This is a genomic window from Arthrobacter sp. PL16 (genome assembly GCF_035985055.1).
GTDB classification, from domain to species: domain Bacteria; phylum Actinomycetota; class Actinomycetes; order Actinomycetales; family Micrococcaceae; genus Arthrobacter_D; species Arthrobacter_D cheniae.
In genome coordinates this window covers 21,022-37,682 of the sequence record NZ_JAXCIC010000014.1, presented here as the reverse complement: position 1 = coordinate 37,682, position 16,661 = coordinate 21,022, and the positions used below count along the sequence as shown (strand labels likewise).

Annotated in this window: 15 protein-coding genes and 1 pseudogene; 7 read left to right on the top strand and 9 right to left on the bottom strand. The window is 62.8% G+C overall.

From position 1 onward, the window contains the following. A pseudogene (locus RCH21_RS16880) lies at positions 1 to 515 on the top strand (hypothetical protein); the annotation flags it as partial. Between the two features lie 72 nt (positions 516 to 587). Here RCH21_RS16880 and RCH21_RS16875 read toward each other — a convergent pair. Genes RCH21_RS16875 through RCH21_RS17230 form a run of 9 tightly spaced genes read right to left on the bottom strand, consistent with a single transcriptional unit; the run spans position 588 to position 9,986 of the window. Further along, positions 588 to 950: a hypothetical protein gene (locus RCH21_RS16875; RefSeq protein WP_326965371.1), complete on the bottom strand. Its 363-nt coding sequence runs from the start codon at positions 948 to 950 to the stop codon at positions 588 to 590. A gap of 34 nt (positions 951 to 984) precedes the next feature. Beyond that, entirely contained in the window at positions 985 to 1,734 is a 750-nt protein-coding gene (locus tag RCH21_RS16870; protein WP_326965370.1) for a DUF4913 domain-containing protein, read from the bottom strand. Further along, on the bottom strand, positions 1,731 to 3,530 hold the full coding sequence (locus RCH21_RS16865) for a TraM recognition domain-containing protein (protein ID WP_326965369.1): 1,800 nt from the start codon (positions 3,528 to 3,530) through the stop codon (positions 1,731 to 1,733). Before RCH21_RS16865 ends, RCH21_RS16870 begins: the two co-directional genes overlap by 4 nt. Next, on the bottom strand, positions 3,527 to 5,155 hold the full coding sequence (locus RCH21_RS16860) for an ATP/GTP-binding protein (protein WP_442784735.1): 1,629 nt from the start codon (positions 5,153 to 5,155) through the stop codon (positions 3,527 to 3,529). The genes RCH21_RS16865 and RCH21_RS16860 overlap by 4 nt, the downstream gene beginning before the upstream one ends. Continuing rightward, complete coding sequence (locus tag RCH21_RS16855) at positions 5,152 to 6,663, bottom strand: SCO6880 family protein (protein ID WP_326965368.1); 1,512 nt, start codon at positions 6,661 to 6,663, stop codon at positions 5,152 to 5,154. The genes RCH21_RS16860 and RCH21_RS16855 overlap by 4 nt, the downstream gene beginning before the upstream one ends. After that, on the bottom strand, positions 6,650 to 8,383 hold the full coding sequence (locus RCH21_RS16850; protein ID WP_326965367.1) for a hypothetical protein: 1,734 nt from the start codon (positions 8,381 to 8,383) through the stop codon (positions 6,650 to 6,652). The genes RCH21_RS16855 and RCH21_RS16850 overlap by 14 nt, the downstream gene beginning before the upstream one ends. Before the next feature lie 6 nt (positions 8,384 to 8,389). Continuing rightward, positions 8,390 to 9,136 (bottom strand): hypothetical protein, encoded by a 747-nt coding sequence (locus RCH21_RS16845; protein ID WP_326965366.1) that lies wholly within the window; start codon positions 9,134 to 9,136, stop codon positions 8,390 to 8,392. 14 nt (positions 9,137 to 9,150) lie between these two features. Continuing rightward, positions 9,151 to 9,456, bottom strand: a complete 306-nt coding sequence (locus RCH21_RS16840) for a hypothetical protein (RefSeq protein ID WP_013347389.1) — start codon at positions 9,454 to 9,456, stop codon at positions 9,151 to 9,153. Next, positions 9,453 to 9,986 (bottom strand): DUF6668 family protein, encoded by a 534-nt coding sequence (locus tag RCH21_RS17230; RefSeq protein WP_442784736.1) that lies wholly within the window; start codon positions 9,984 to 9,986, stop codon positions 9,453 to 9,455. The genes RCH21_RS16840 and RCH21_RS17230 overlap by 4 nt, the downstream gene beginning before the upstream one ends. 272 nt (positions 9,987 to 10,258) lie before the next feature. Here RCH21_RS17230 and RCH21_RS16835 point away from each other — a divergent pair, with 272 nt between their 5' ends. From RCH21_RS16835 to RCH21_RS16810, 6 genes are all read left to right on the top strand, one after another. Beyond that, on the top strand, positions 10,259 to 10,501 hold the full coding sequence (locus RCH21_RS16835; protein WP_326965365.1) for a helix-turn-helix domain-containing protein: 243 nt from the start codon (positions 10,259 to 10,261) through the stop codon (positions 10,499 to 10,501). Between the two features lies 1 nt (position 10,502). Further along, positions 10,503 to 11,045: a hypothetical protein gene (locus RCH21_RS16830; RefSeq protein WP_326965364.1), complete on the top strand. Its 543-nt coding sequence runs from the start codon at positions 10,503 to 10,505 to the stop codon at positions 11,043 to 11,045. A 2-nt stretch (positions 11,046 to 11,047) separates the two neighbouring features. Further along, on the top strand, positions 11,048 to 12,112 hold the full coding sequence (locus tag RCH21_RS16825; RefSeq protein ID WP_326965363.1) for a M23 family metallopeptidase: 1,065 nt from the start codon (positions 11,048 to 11,050) through the stop codon (positions 12,110 to 12,112). Positions 12,113 to 12,126: 14 nt separating this feature from the next. Beyond that, positions 12,127 to 13,527, top strand: a complete 1,401-nt coding sequence (locus RCH21_RS16820; RefSeq protein ID WP_326965362.1) for an AAA family ATPase — start codon at positions 12,127 to 12,129, stop codon at positions 13,525 to 13,527. After that, positions 13,524 to 13,970, top strand: a complete 447-nt coding sequence (locus tag RCH21_RS16815; RefSeq protein WP_326965361.1) for a hypothetical protein — start codon at positions 13,524 to 13,526, stop codon at positions 13,968 to 13,970. The genes RCH21_RS16820 and RCH21_RS16815 overlap by 4 nt, the downstream gene beginning before the upstream one ends. Before the next feature lie 566 nt (positions 13,971 to 14,536). Further along, complete coding sequence (locus RCH21_RS16810; RefSeq protein WP_326965360.1) at positions 14,537 to 16,438, top strand: hypothetical protein; 1,902 nt, start codon at positions 14,537 to 14,539, stop codon at positions 16,436 to 16,438. Positions 16,439 to 16,661: the final 223 nt, after the last annotated feature.

The window sequence follows — 16,661 nt, the reverse complement described above, 5'->3', positions numbered from 1 at the left end:
ACTCGGTCGACGTCGAGAATGCGGGAGCGGACCCCGAGGCAGTCCGCCAGGCTGTCCAACGCGAGCTGGCCAGGTCCGAGCATGACCGGGCGGCCTCGGCCGCCGAACAGTCACGCTCCGAGCAGGAACGAGCCGAAGCGCAACGGCTGATGACGATGGCAGACCAGGACGAGCGCCGGGCCGAGGAATCCCGGGCGGCTGCCGAGCATGAGCCGGACCCCGAGGAACGCGTGCGCGCCGCCGCCGAAGCTGAACAGCGCGAGGCACAGGCCGACCGCGCCCGAGAGGACGGGCGCACCGTCTACGACAGTGCCGAGCGCCGCGCAGGCACCGCTCAGAGTCTCGAAGCCCACGGCATCGACCGCGAGGTGGTGGCCACACGCATGCGGGCAGACGTCAGCCAGGGCAAGCCCGCCACCGAGGCCGTCAAGGGCGCCGGGAAAGCCAAAGCACCCAAAGCCCGCAAGACCCGCGGCCACGGCACCCAAGTCCAACGAGCGGGCCTGGATCGGTGAGAACCGAACCCACGACCCACAACACAAAGAGGGACCGCACCTGGTAGGTGCGGTCCCTCTTTGTGTTGCCTGCTACGTTGCAGGCGACGGCATCGGTTCCAACCGGCGTACGAGCTTCACCAGCAAGCCCAAGGCCAGGAAGCCGATAAACAGCGCTCCAAGGCCAGCAGGTACAGTCCAGAGCCACAGCCAGGCACTCGTCTCCGCGTGTGGGTACATCGCAGAAATCAGGATTGATGGAGTGCTGATGATGGCCAGAGCCACGACGGCAGCGGGCAAGCTGGCCACCAGGGCCTTGGCAGAGCCCGCCAGAACGTTTTCAGAAGGCATGACGTGCTTGAAGGTATTGCGGCCCAAGCACCAAAGCGCCATGAGGCTGATGGTCAGCAATGACCACCAGAGAGCATATCCAGCGACTTGTACGGCTTCGTTCATGGTGTTTCCTCACTTTCAGATGATTCGTTGAAAACTAGCCCGGCCATTCTTCGGCGGGTGGTTCCGGTTCCTCCTCCCGAGATACGTCATCCTTTGGTTCGTGGAATTGACGTTGGTCAGGGAACAAGCCCTCCGGCGGAGCTACATAGGGCAATGGCTGCCCTTTTTTGGACTTGTTTTCGTCGGCGTCCGCTGCCGAGGAAAACGGCCCGTCCGGGTCCAGCAATACCGCCATATGGTGGTCCGCGTGGTCGCGCCACCACACGCTCATGCCGGTGCTGGGGTCCATGCGCAGGTGTTCCCAGGAACGCCATAGCGCTTCCAGACGGATCACTGCCTCGTCGTATTCCCACCACCGGGCAGTCCAGACCCGCGAGCGGCCGTTGATCGCCCGCCGATAGACATTGCGCAGGTACTCACGGACAAACTCATCGACGGAACCGTAGTAGAGGGTTTCCTCCGGTTCCGCCTCGCTCTCGTCGTCCTGGGCTTCGTCGGCTGCCTCGTTGGCCTCGACCTGTTCGGTCACGGCGGCCACGGCCGCCTGGCCAGCTCGCTCCCTGAGGGATTCCAGCAGCTCCTCAGTCAGGGCTTCGTCGACCGCGGCGGTGGCCACGTTATTGACCTGCTTGCGGACCGAGGCCTTGACCGCCGCATCGACGTATTCACCGGCAAGCCCGCCAATGTCGAGCCCAAACACCCGCCCAGGCGAGCGGGGTGTATCGGCGGCAGCGGAAGGCTGCCCCTCGTTTTCGGTGTATTCGTCCTCTCCCCAGTCACTCATGATGCGCCTTCCGTGCTCAATGCGGATTCAACCACCGAGAGTTCCTTCTCGGCTTCGAGAATCGTTTTCTCGGCTTCGGGATCATGGGCCAGGATGGACGCCCGCACGGCGTCGGCATGCGGGCCAGCCATCCATGGCTGCGTGCGGATCAGCGTGGCCCGGTTGCCCGAGGACAGCACCACAGCGCGCCCCTTGGGCATGGCCGCCAGGTCGTCGACGTCCAGGATGCGCTCACGGTGGAGCTGCTGCGATACGGTGCGCTGTCCGCGCCCGTACGAGGTGGAGGAAGTCAGACGGTCATAGTCGCCGATCATGCGGGCCAGGTCCTCGAGGAAGCTGCCGTCATGGGTGGTGCCACCGCCGCCGTAGACGCGGATATTCGATGCGCTCCACAGCTTCTTCATTCCGGATTCGCCCCACACCTCGACGCCCTGGGACCAGCTCTGCAGAATGGTCATGAGGATGATTCCGCGGGAACCATAGTGGCTGTAGAGGTTCGGCAGATCGCGCCACCGGCAGACGTTGGCGGCCTCGTCGAGCACTCCCACCAGGGGAGTCTTTAGCCGGCCCCCGGCGGACCTGGCGGCCAGCTCCTCGGCGGCTTCAACCACGGCGACTGTGAGCGCTGTGACCAAGGGTCCCGCGGTGCCGCGGCCTTCCTTGGACAAGGAATAGAGTGTGCCACCGTCACGGACGAACCCAGCCGGGTCAAAATGCGGCCGAGTATCGGCCGCGCCGCGTGGGGTCACCCAGGCGGAGACCTGGCGATTGGTCAGGCAGGAGGCCATCTGCTGCGCCGTGCCGTACACGCCGCCGCGCTGTTTTTCGGGAGCGTCAATCACACCGGCCACCTGATCGGCGGTCAACGCGAAACCGTGCTCGCGAAGAATCTCCACCGCCGTGTCATCGGTGGGACGAGTCAGCCACGTGTACACGTCGGTAATGGCCCGGTGATCCAATGCCGCAGCCAGCAGCAGACCGGCCAGGAGGTCCTGGCCTGCCGGGTCGAAATAGGCGTCGGTCTTAGCGCCGGGGTCACGAGAGCCAGAGGCGAAGTGCTCGGCCAGCTTGGCCGCGCGCACTTCGTCAGTGACATATGAGAGCGGATTCCACCACCAGTTCGGTTCTTCCAAGGCGATCGACTGGGGATCAAAGACCCACACCGGACCAGTCGTGGCCCGCACGTCCCTGGTGGCGTCCACTACGTCGCGTTTGTTGGAGGTTACCAGGACACCGCCTGGCGCATCGAGGATGGCCGGAACCGCGCGACTTGTCGTCTTACCTGTACGGGGACCCCAAATGTCGATGTGCATGTCCTCCCAGGAGCCGTGCAGCGGTGCCCCGCCGCCGACGGTCCGGCCAATCGGCACACCGCAGGAGTTCTCCACACCCAACCGCTTGGCCGAAGCCTGCGCAGCCTTGGACGTCAGCGATTCAATGTCCTTGCCCCGACCCATGTAGGAGGCGGCCCGGTCCACGCGGCTACGGCCCTTGCGCATGCGGCGAAGCATCAAGCCGAATAGCACTGCCAGGACGATGACAACAAGGCCCATCCCGGCCAGTACCCACCATCCTGGCGCACCTGGCCAGTTCAGCTTGCCACCGAAGAGACCGAACACCAGGGAGAACGGATCGGCGGGCAAGGCCTCGCCGGTCCCTGCAATCTTGTGTCCCAAGAACATCGCGGCGTAGATCGAGCCGACACCGACCACCACGACGATGATGCCGATCCAGACCAGGATCGCCTCAGAACCCATGCCGCCGGGATCCCGGCGGCGGTTGTTTTGGATACTCATGCTTCTGCCTCCTCGACGACATGCAGTGCACGGCGGCCGACGCGCGACCGTTCGTGCCAGAGCTTGTTGGTGTCATTGATAGATTTTTCAACGTCAGTCAGCTGCACATTGACGGGAATGCCTGGGCGGCCGCCAACTTTCACCAGGAATTTGCCGCGGCCCGGAGGGTCGGCTTCTTGCCCAGCAGCAGGGTCCCACGCAGGCGGGTCCTGCCAACCGATCAACAAACCTTGTTCCGCTTCGGAGAACGGAACCGCGGCGGTGAGCTGGGGCATCTCGGCCGAGGGCAGTCCACCGCAGATGACCATGCCGGAACGCTCGACGAAACCGCGGGCCTTCATCCGGTCCTCCTCGCTGGCCAGGGCCAGCAGGTCGCTCATGGTGTGCGAAATCATTGCCATGCCGACACCGCGTTGGCGGTTCAGGCGGGTCAATGCGTCGACGCGATCGACCATGCCGCGTCCGGCGCGCAGGGCACGCCACAGCTCGTCGAGGATGACGAAATAGTGCCGTCGTGGTTCCAGCCCGGCATCAGCCAGGGCGTTGGCCACGTTGACCGTGCCGAACCCGGCGGACCAGCAGGCCAGCAACGTGGCGGCCTGTAGGTCCATTTCGGAATCGTCGATGGCTGACACGTCGTAGACCACCGGGGCATCGCGGCGCATCGGATTCGTTGTCTGCCGGGAGAATGTCTCGCCAAGACGCCCGCCGCCCACCAGGCCGATGAGGGAGGCTTCCAGGCTCTCGGTGATCGCCTTGTAACGGTTGTCATCGCCACGGTCCAGGGCCACGGCCCGAACTTCTTCCGGGCCTTCCTGGATCACCCGAAGCAGGTCACCCAATACCGGCACGCCCTCGTGGTGAGCGTCGAGCCACTTCAAGGACCGGTCGATGATCGTTTCTTCGCGGTCCGTCGGTGGAGCCGAACGCAGAATCGTCAGGAGTGCTGACACCATCGTGTGTCGACGTCCGTGTGCATCTGCCATCACCTGGGCGGCTTCCTTCTCGTGCCCGGAAGCGCGCAGCCGCTCGGCGGCTTCGGTGGCTTCGCCGGGATCGAGCACATTCAAGTACCCGCGCCCACGGCCCAGGGTGATGATCTGGCCGCCCATGGCCTCGATGAGGTCAACATAATCGGGCTTCAAATCCCCCAGAACCAGGGGCATTACGCCGTACCCGGCCAGCCCCGTGGCCATCCGTCGAACCAGCGTCGACTTGCCCAGGCCCGGCTTGCCCAATATGAAAGCGCTCGGATTGCTGATGAGCTTGGCGCGCTGGAACCAGGAAATGGGATCACAGCACAAGGTGGCTCCGGTGTGAATGTGGCGGCCGAGCGGGACACCGACCATTGGTGTTCCGGTGCCGATGGCGAACGGCCACATACCGCAAACCTGAACTGTGGTGCCGCGCCACTCATCGGCTTGCTGCACATACACTGATTGGCCGCGGCCGCGGCCAATCCACCCACGCATGGGCGGTCGCTGCGGCTTGACTTCTACCGGCTCGGCCATGACTTTCAGTGCGCGCTTCTTATTGGCCTTGGAGAGGTTCTTCCACGGGTTCGGGAAGAACGACAGGCCGCGCCGGGCTTCACGCTTCTGCGCCTTGACTACTTTCTGGCTCACAGCTTCTCCCTCAATTCAGCCGGGACCTTGATGTGCTTTGGCAGCACCAGGCCCAGGGGCAGGGCAGCGGCAAACGCCGAGTCCTGCGATCCGTACACCGGGCGGATACGCAGGCGGGCCGTGGCGGAGAGGTTGTCGATGGCAGCTCGTGCATCGGCTTCCTTTTCCAGGTCGGTCACCGTGGCGGTCACCAGCATGCCGAACTGGACCAACCCAGCACCGGAGGCTTCCTCGCTGGCCGTGGCCGCCGCGGCGCGAACCGCGAGGCTATCGCGGGCCGCTGGCTTGTTGGTCGACGTCACCCGGAACTCAGCGGCGCGCAGGTCTGCCTCCACCATGGCGGCAGCCTTCGCGGCGTCGATCGGACGGTACAGCAAGGTGACGCGCTTACGAGCAATATCGCGGTGAGGAGCGAGCAGACGAGCCAGCACACCGCTTTGGACGTTGCCGCGCGGTGCCGAGGTCATCGCCCAGGTGCAGGAGTAGGCCGAATCGTGGCGGTATCCGCCCCAAGAGGCCTGAGCTGCCGAAGGGCCCACATCCGGCCAGGTCAGTTCCGGCGTCTCGCCCGCTGCGTGGGCTTCGTCGATCAGGACGGCGGCGGCTGGATCGTAGGCAATGCGGATCGTCTCGCACAGTTCCTGTGCTGAGAGCGGGTGAGCAGCACCGGCCCCGGTTGCCTGCAATCCAGCGGTCAGGCCAGGCAAGCGAGCTGCCAGCTCGCGCGCCATTTCCTCCGCCTGGCGCTTCTTGCTACCCGAGCGGTGGGATGCATTGAACGTGATGGAGGCGAAAGCCTTCACCGTTGACGAACCAGAAGGATAGGTCACCCGCACTTCGCCCAGCATGGCCTTGGCAAAGGCCGGGGCTTCGTCGTCCATGTTCATATCAATTTCACGACGCAAGCGCGTTCCGGAATCGGGGGCAGCTTCGATAGTTACCGAGGCCGCCTCGATGCCCGGTTCATCGCCCAGGTTTGAGAGCCAGTGACCCCAATCGGCCACCCACACGTCGATCTGTTCCTGGTCAACCAGGGCCGCGCCGTCTGGCTCGGTGCCAATCACCACCGAGAACGAGGACGTTGCAGGAGTGTAGAGCAGCGCGAACTTACGCCCATAGGAATCAGTGTGCTCGGTCAACCGAGTGGGGGCAGCCAATCCAGGGAGCTGGAAAGTGCCCCACAAAGCGCGGCCCAACGGACCCGAGCGGTAGATGTTCGAACCGCGGGAACGGGAGGACCACCAAGCGACGCGAGCGCCACCGCGGCTAAGAATGTTCTTGCCGTGTGAGTCCTTCGTCAGGACTGCCAGCATCACCAACCCCAGGATGCCGCCGAGGATCACTGCCTCTAGTAGACCGGCGATCATGACGACGACGACAACCATGATCAATCCGCCCAGCAGCAGCACCGTGCCAACAGACCCCAGTCCGAGGATGCCTGGCGACGTCGGACGACGCCAGTTGCCGTAGGTCCGTGGACCTCTGTTCTGCATATCAACGGCTGCCATCTGGCCCGCCCCCTTCTTCACCTGTGGATTGTTCGCCAACACTCTGCGCCGCTCCCGCGGCGGCTTGGCCAGCCTTCTTGCCTGCTTCTAATGCCGCGCCCGCGGCGAGACCAACTGGACCGGCCGCAGCACCAGCGGCAGCAGCTCCGCCACCAGCAGCAGCTCCGCCACCAGCAGCAGCTCCTCCGCCTGCACCGGCAGCAGCTCCGCCACCAGCGGCAGCTCCTCCGCCTGCACCAGCAGACGCCGCCGCAGCACCCTGGCCTTGTGTTGCACCGCCGGACGACGGGGCAGCTCCGGAACCTCCGCCAGATGAGGCCGCAGCCCCAGAACCACTACCGGAACCACTTTGCTGAGGCCCGGAGGTCTGAGCAGCCTGTGTAGCGGAATCCCCGCCACCACGACCACCCGAAGGCCCTTCCGATCCCTGTTCCCCGTTTGAACCTGAATTGCCGTTAGGAGCAGACGAATTCGACGACCCACCACCATTCCCAGACGCTAGGCGGCCAATGGCCGCCGCGCCGCTAGGCAATGCCGCCAATGCACCGGCTGCCAGCATGCCTCCGGCAGCCCCTCCGGCCATGGCCCCAACCATCGGAGTCACAAACCGCATCAAGGCAGGCATCGCAAACAAGGCAATAATCATCAGCATCAGCCCCGTAAGAACAGCCAACAAGCCAGTTCCATCGTCGGCAAAAACGTCAGTTCCGACGAGCTGGAAAGCTGCCGCATAAACAATCGCTGCCGCAGGCTTATAGAGGATGAAAGCGACGAGCCAGCCGATGCATTTCTTGAACCAGCTTTTGCCCATTTCGGTATTGGTGAATGAAGCAGCCAAAGGGAGAATGCCGGCCAGGATGACCAACATTCCTCCGCGTGCCACCATGAGCACAATCTGAAAAGCGGCCGCGAGAATGGCAATCAGCCCCAGAATGATAATGAGGATTGCGCCAAGACCACCAGTCGATGGATTTGTGGTCAAGGCAAGCAGAGTCAGCATGTTTTCACCGAAACAGGATGAACCTTCGGTCACACTGCAATCCAGCGAGCCGTCAATGATCCAGACTGCGAATGAATCGGCAGCCGCGACCAACAACCCAACAATCGTGACGCCACTACCTGCCACCACTATGAGGGTCAACAGGCTCTTGACTGTTTCGCGGCCAGGCTCAGCGCGCTGCTCCCAGACCATGCGTGCGCCGCCAATGATGACGGAAACAATTGCTGCGGCACCCATATACCACCACAGCCCGGACTGGATGAATAGCACTGCGCCACCGGCATTATTTGGACCGGAAGGCATAAGGCCGGAAACCATGGCACTTGCGCCAGAAATAAATACGACGGCTGCCAGAATGAGGCCAATCTTGCCCACCGCGGCAACACCCTCACCCGCACGCATTCGCGTAGCGATGAGCGCGCCGAGGATAAACAAAGAGATGATTGCGACGGCAAGGCTGATCCAGGTTACATAGCCCATAACTATGCTGATGTTCGTCGAATTTGGGGCCGAGCTGCCAGCCTCGATTGAGGAGCCGCCGCCAGTTCCAGTGAGGTTTGGCGTTCCGATGTGAACCCACACCGTACCTAACGAGCCGATCGCTTTGCCAAACGCCTCCATGATCGCGTTGGCCATATTCTCGATAGCATCCCCAACCGTTGATTCAACCCAGTTATCGAGCTTGCAGCCAGCATCAAAGAAACCACATTCTTTTGCCATGTCTGTTTACTCTCCCCAGGCTATGTATCCTGAAACATCAGGAATCTGCGCAATTCGCAGAGGATCGGTTGGATTCTGTGGCAGTAACTTCCAATCTCCGTCTTCCCAAACCAGGTCATAGACAGCAGATGCATACACGGAATTACCGTTGCCTACGGCTTTGGCAGCTATATCAATTCGGGCCGTCTCGCCGTCATATTCGAGGATCTTAAATCCCGAGATGCCCATTCGCGTTTCAGTCGAGGTACCGGAACTAACTTCGGTGAGAAGGTCACTACGGTTTGGAGTCTCTGTCGATAGGAAATACTCAATCCAGGGTCCCGACACTTCTGGGGAGGAACCCTGTACAAGGGCATTTCCGGCCGCGAATACCGCACCTTCCGGTGAATGCTGGAAGCAGTAGCGATATTTCTCATCGCTTTTTTCAGCAGGCCCAAATTTCGATGAGGTTGGGTAGGCCGTCGTGCCCAGGTATTCCCATTTCGCTTCCGGGGCGGTGGTTAGAGAACCGCTTAGTACTTCGCCACCAAGGCCGCAAACACTCGCGCCGCCCGCGACCGCCGATGGTTCGGTGGTCGGGGCGGCGCTGGTGTTAGTTGGCGATGACGACGAGGGCGCAGGCTCAGGATCGTTTCGGTTCGCATTGACGAACCCGATAATTACCCCGAGCACCACGATCAGGAACACCACCACAGCCGCGATGATGAATCCTGGCTTGGTGAAGGGGCTCTGTTCGTTGTCCTCAGTAGTCATTTTGATTTCTCCGATCAGGCTCCGGCTAGGAAGCCAACGAGGGCGGCAGCCGCCGAAATGACGATCACACCACCTAGTGCCATGCCGATCTTTCCGACGTGTTCGCCGCCTTCGCCACGTCGGGAGTTGATTGCCATCAACGCACCGGCTGCGAACAGGCCCAGGATGCAGACTGCGAGGGCAACCCATTTGCCCCAGCCCATAACCTGGTTGAAACCGCCGGTTCCTGGGGGCTGAATCGGGTCGGGGTTAGGGAGTTGGAGAGGCATCGCGGCGACAACGTCGCCCATCGTCGATGCAGCAGTCAGAAGCATGCTCATTGCTGTTCCTTTCGATTGGTGATGCCGTCGGCACCGGATTGGATAAGAGCGCTTAGCTCGTCGACAAGTCGACGGACACCACGCGGGGCGTCTGATAGAGCCACAGGCTCATCCAAACGCCACGATTCGATCCACGGCACAGTCCATGTGCGTGGAACTCCCCCGCCGACTACCTGCGCAAAATCGCGCAGGGGGCGAGGGAGTCGACCTGGCGCGTCTGCGACGATCACCAGGCCAAGAATTTCGATGTGTGGGACCATTCCGGCAGCCCACTGCGTTGCGGCCACCTGGGCGGCTCGTAGGCCGCGCATGTTGGATCGGGCCACGAGAACGACACGGACAGGATCATTTCCTGGTGTTCGTGGCCATCCGTGATCGGCCGCGGGCCAGTCTGGAACCAGCGTCGAGAGGCTGGATTCGCCAGCGCCGCCATGTACACCCAGCCACCACAGATCGGCGTCATTCTGGCGGTCCTGAATCGGTAGTTGATCCACGCGATCAGGCGCGGGGACCCCGCTCTGCGGACTCATTGGCCCGGTTGCAGGCGGCACCTCCACCTCGGGGGTTTTCACGTCCACGGGCTCCGGTGATGTTGACCGAGAGAGCCACGGGTTGTTGGCATCTGTCACAACGACACGCTCCGCATCATAATGGTGTACATGGGTTCTTACGACTTTATTCTACCCGGTTGAGAGTTCAAGGGCAACAGAGAGTGACAGAATATTATGGAGTATGAAGGGTGGCGATCAAGTGTGATTGCGTATAACATGAGTATATGCGGACAAAACGTCGGGGGTGCACAGTGACCGACGGCCTCGATGCACTATTCGAAGGTCGTAGAGCGACCTTAACTGCGCCCGAAGTCGCGGAAATCCTGGGTATGACCAAACAAGGCGTCTATCACTGGCTGCGTGATGGTGTGATCCCCGGATACAAGGTGGGGACCACCTGGTTCATCCTCCGCGACGAACTGAAAGAGACCTTGCGCAAAGGAGCCAACGCGCCCCGTGTGCCAGGCAAAAGCAAACCTACCGAGGAGGGATGAGATGCGCCGCACGACCCTAGGAGCCTTCGCCCTGGCCACCGCTCTCATGCTGAGCGCTTGCGGTGGTGCACAGCAGGGCAATGAGCCTGCGCCGAGCAATCCACCAAGTGCTACTCCCACAATGCCGAATCTGGACCAGTTCACCCCGGCACCCACGGGTCAGCTGGATGAGGACACCCAGGAAACCGCCTCGCCCGTTGAAGTCCCAACCTGGGATGAAGCCTCACGAACAAGTGTCATCAAGGCAGCAGAAACCGCAATGCGTGCCTACGCCCATCCTGAACTAGATCAAAAAACCTGGTGGGCTGCTGTCCAACCTCTGCTGACGCAACAAGCGGCAACGGATTATTCCTATTTACAGCCTTCGGTCATTACAGCGAAGAAAGTGACCGGGGCCGGAAAACTGGTGGATGATTCCAGCGCCTACGTCGGAATCGTTGAAGTTCCGACAGATGACGGTATCTACACACTCATTTTGAACCGCAGCGCTGCCAATGCTCCGTGGAAGGTCAGCCGTTTCACCCCGCCGGAGGAGGCCGACTAATCATGTCCGAGCGCAAATCAGGAGGGCTTATCGCTCTCATCGCCATACCAGCACTTGTGCTCGGCCTGGTGTTTAGCATTGTCCTCCTGGGAGGCTCGGACGACGCAGCAGCAGCATGCAATCCCGACGGGTCCGGCAACGGTCTCAGCATCGACCCGGACACCGTTCCTGACGACGAAATCTCAGGGTACGGACACGAGCAGTTGGTCAATGCCGCCCACATCATCCAGGCCGGTAAGGACCTGGATTTGGGAGTCAGAGACCAAACCATCGGCGTGATGACCGCGATGGGTGAATCAACCTTGCGTGTCCTTGATTATGGGGATGGCCCTGGGCCGGACTCACGGGGTTTATTTCAACAGAGGCAAGAAGGATGGGGGTCCTACGAGGACCGGATGGACCCCTACATTTCCGCAACCAGCTTCTTCAAAGCCCTCGCCAAGATCGAGAACCGGGAATCATTAGCGCCCACCATCGTCGCCCACCGTGTACAGATCAATAAAGACCCCTACCACTACGAAAAACACTGGCCAGCAGCCGTCGCAGTCGTCGAAGGACTGTCGGGCGTCGACACCGGGCTCAACGCCGAAAATGGTGGAGGCGAAGAATGCTCTAGCGGTGAAACCGAGTCCGGAGAAGTCAACCAAAACGGGTGGGCCAAGCCGGGCGACGGACCAATCAATGCATCCTTTGGCCCCCGTCCTGTCATTCAGACCCCTAGCGGACCGACCTACCCGTTCCACTTCGGCACCGATTTCCAGGCCGGTGGCTGTGATGGACCCATCTGGGCCGCACAGGAAGGCACCGTCAGCCAGATCGTCCAAGACTCTGGCGGTGGCTGGCGTATCGAAGTCGATCACGGCGGAGGCGTCACCACCTGGTACGTCCACATGTACGCGAACGGAATTCTTGTCGACGTAGGAGACAAGGTAAAAGCCGGGCAACAGATCGCCCGCACTGGAAGCTCGGGATTCAGCACCGGATGCCACCTGCACTTCGAGGTGCAAGTGAACGGCGAAAAGGTAGACCCCATCTCATTCCTGGCAGAAGTCGGGATCACTTACTAACCGAAGGAGTCATCATGAGCACGGAAACAACGGCCACATGGCCACGGGTTGAAGCAGTCATCAAGGACGACGGAACCGGAGAAGTCAGCATCGGCGGGACCGTCCACCAAATCCGCACCGGCAGCCTGCCCGACGCGCGCACCGCCGTTATCAGCCTGGTGGCCCAGACGGCGGATAAGCTCGGCCGCCGCGTCCGCGCAAGCATGAGTGACCCTGATGGAGACTGGCCACTCATCATCCACGCAGATGGAACGGTAGAGCCTGATGACGCAGCAGAGGCCAAGCCCCGCCAGCGGCCCGAGGCTTCTACCGAACCAGAATCCGAGGATAAACCAGCCAGCGAAGTCTCAAGCCCCGAGTCAACGCCCGAGGCAGAAAAGAAAGCCAGCTTGTCACCGGGTGACCAAGACGCCGCGCACCAGGCCCCAGGCTGGGTCCGCTCCGCCGAACAACAGGCAGAGACCGCCGCAACGGTCACCAGTTACCCCAGCAGGCGTGAACGCCGCCAATCCTTCCTCACCCAAGAACAGGCCGAGGAACCGGCAACCAAGGGATGGCGCGGCAGCTTCACACGCATGGGCATCCGCATGAGCCCCAACGAAGCAGAGCGCGCCGAGCGGGCAGATGTGCAAGCCGTGAGCCAGCACTGGCCAGGGCCACGCACCATTGCCATCGTCAACGGCAAGGGTGGGGCCGGCAAAACCCCTTCCACGGCACTTCTTGCCGCGGTATTCGCGCGCTACGGCGGAGCTGGGGTGCTTACCTGGGACAACAACCAGACCCGTGGAACACTCGGCTGGCGCACCGAGCAAGGGCCGCACGAAGCAACCCTGCTCGAACTACTGCCCCAGGTCGAACGCCTGCTAAGCACTGGCGCGCAGTCTGCCGACCTCGCCCACTACGTGCACCACCAAACCCGCGATCGGTTCGACGTCCTGCGTTCCAAGCCGATGGAGCTGGCTTCGGCCCAGCGAGTCGACGCCGAAGATGTTGACTCCATCCACCAAGTGGCCAGCAAGTACTACCGCCTGATCTTCATCGACAGCGGCAACGATGAGTCGGACCCGATGTGGCGTCGAATGATCGACCACACCGACCAGCTCGTGGTGGCCACCACGACCCGAGATGACCATGCGGAAGCCGGAGCGCTTCTTCTAGAGGCACTGGCCGAACGAGACGAACGCTCGGCCCGCCTGGCAGAACAAGCCGTCGTCATCGTCAACCAGGCCGACCCCAAGGCACACGCCTCCGACTTGACCCGCGTCGCCACCGGATACCGAGACCTTGCCCGCGAAGCCATCACCATCCCGCATGACCCCGCGATGGTCGACGGGGTACTTCGATATGGGTCCCTCCGACCAGCGACACAGCGCGCCTGGCTGGCAGCCGGTGCGGCGGTCGCACGCGGACTGTGATCCGCTCCCAGGCTCTCCCCCAACCCGAACGGGTAGCGGACTGGCCGCGGCTCACCGCAACAGTCCGCCCCGACGGGACCGGAAGCCTGACCATCAATGGCACCGAACACGCCTGCCAGGCTCTCTCAGTCGACGAGCTGCGCACCGGCATGATTGCCCATTGCGCAGCGATCGCCGCACGCCTGGGCCGTCCCGTACGCCTCACTGTCACCGAGGACACCTCAGCATGGGTACTGGGTATCCGGCCCCAGGGAATCGTGCAGCTCGTCGACGAACAGGGCATGATCCCGGCGGCCGATGCTCTCGGCGTCCATGAGGGCCGCTGCCGCAAATGCCGTCGCCTACAGAGCGTTACCGCTGCAAGCTGTGGTCAGTGTGGAGTCAGCGAACCCCACCGGATCACGGTCGATCCTCCGGATACTGATTTTTACACCGCGAAATGAAAAAATTCGCGTGTCGTTACACTTAATGGTTCCGTCACCGCTAGGGTGGTTGTTATGAACGCACGTGGCCGCGAACGCGGTTCGCTCAAAGAAGCGAAAAAGATAGGTCTCTGGTTTGAGGCTAATGCTGACGCGCGTCTTACTGACATGGCGGCCGCTGCTGGCACCTCCAGGTCAGCCCTCGCGCAGTGGCTTGTTGAAACTGCCGAAAAGGACGCCGAGGGCCGCCCTGCAGGATGGTCAGCCGCGCATCCTCGTGAGGGGGAATTGCCTCTAGACCGCAAATAAAAAGAATCCCCGCCCTTGGCCGGGCGGGGATTCAGAAGCTTAGCGCCGGATCTGTTGAAAGTTTGGAAGACCGATCAGATCTGGCGATATGAAAAGAACCGGCTGGCGAAGCCGGGACCTTCGTTGTACCTATCGGACCTAACCGAAAGGCTGATCCCATCATAGCGTCTACATCTACAGAGTTCCATGCCGCCACGACTGGCGCGCCATGGGAACTTACCGCTGCCATCAGCCCACGCCCCAGTGTGCGCCTGGCAACGATAGACGCCTATGGCCAAGTGCTCAACGAATACACCAGCCATCGACGTGTCAACGCCCACGAGCCGGACCGTCCCTGGGCGGTTTATCTGGCCGACCCAGATCGACGTTTCAAGCTCCTGTGCTTCGACCTCGACGCCAAGACACCCGGTGCAGCCAACGCAGCAGCCCGCGACGCCGAGGTACTCTCCGGCTTGCTCAATGACGCAGGACTGAACGCCCTTGTGTGCCAATCCGGTCCTGCCGGTGGCCGCCACGTCTGGACCGCCCTGGCGGACGGCATCGACGCCGAGACCGTGGCCACGATGGCGCGCCTGGCCCGCCACGTCTGCCCCACTCTCGACCTCTCCCCCCTGGCCAACGCCGTCACCGGCTGCGTACGCCCACCCGGTTCCCCCCACCGCAATGGCGGCCATTCCACCGTGCTTAGCGGCTCACTGAGCATTCTCACGCACCCCACGGGAACCGCGGCCGCCGTGCGAACCCTCGTCGAGCGCCTGGCGGCCCTCGTCGACGACGCCGAACCGGCGCGCACCATCGACCCGCGCAAACCGCTTCCACTTGATGACCACGCCCGCCTGTACCTGGCTGGCCCTCGACGCGAGCTGCCTGCCGTCAGTGCCGACGCGCTCCGCGAGGACGCCGCCTCCGGCGATGCCTCAGCGGTCCTCTGGCGCGTCCTGATCGGCGCAGCCGCCGCACGATGGAGGCACGCCGATGTGGCCGCCCTCGTGCCCACCAGCCCCGGCCTGGAACACATACGCACCTACCGAGACCGCAACGAGCGCAAACCCCGCGGCCAGATCGACGCTGCGCGCGTACTGCGCCGACAGTGGGACAAGGCCGTCAAGTACGTGGCCAGCAGCGATCGCCAGATCGGTGACGATCCCACCTTCGACGTACGCGCCGACGCCATCGCCGCACACGTACGCCACATCCAAACCCGCGCCGACGCCGCCACCGGCCGATGGAGCCGCGGCGGAGGCCCCGCAGACCGTCGCGTGCTCGACGTGCTGTGCGTCCTTGCCCTACAGGCCCTGGACGCCGTTGTGGAAGCCGATACTCGCCGCATAGCCCTCATGGCTGGCATTGGCCGGGAAACGGCTCGCACGGCCCTCCTGCGCCTGGCCGCCGATGACTGGATCAGCCAGGAACGAACGGCCGAGGGACCACATGGAGCTGCCTGGAAAATCGGACCGCAGGACACTATCCACAGCCCCCTGGATATAGGCCGGTCACAAGCGGACCCGCGCCCCGCAGGGGCCGGGGCCGCAGAAAGAACTACCCTCCTCGCCTCGCTCACCGCACGCACGACGGACGCCGCACACGACCTGTTCACGCTGGGACCGGGCCTTGGACACCTGGCAGGCAACACCTACGCTCACACCAGTTCTGATCCTCAACGAACAGATGACCTCGCCCGTGCCCTTGGTGCTACACCTGGCCAGATGCTCCGAATCCTGACCCGCCTCACCACGGCTGGTGTCCTGGTCAATAACGGCAATGGCTGGCACAGGCCCACACACGACCGCCGCCAGGCCGCCGCGGTACGTCTTGGCATCAACGGGCGTCTGGTTGACCGGGCCAACCGCTACGCTATCGAACGCGAATTGTGGGCCTGGTGGCAAGCCGAGGAATCCTGGATGAACGCGCCTCGCCGCACCGCGCCGAGCCGCCGCCCAGGCAAGGGACAGCTTTCGCTTCTGCCCGACGACGGGACCCACGCATATGGTCCGTATCCACGTCGAGCCGACGGCCGCGCCGACTACGAAGCAGCCCGACGCGAGCTGGTCGAGGAACGCAACGGAATTGCCGCCCGTCGGCAGCCTGAACAAGCCGCGTCGACAAACGAGGATGCCAGTACCGCAACGGATATTGAACGCATGTTCTTCGACATCCTGGGAGCCGAACGCATCGCCTAGAACCGTCGTGCGCCCCCACGTGGATGGCTGCCCAGGCACCCTCCCACCTGGGGACGACGACACCCGGAATCCCCCGACGCCCAATGTGCACAGCCCAGCTAACGCCAGGGCTGGCCTGCACACAGTGGGGACGGAACGGAAACTGCACCGCCGGTCGGCCAAGAGGCCTCCTCTGCGAAGGCTGACGCCCTCGCGCTCCCCCGGGCCCTACGGGCCGACTCCG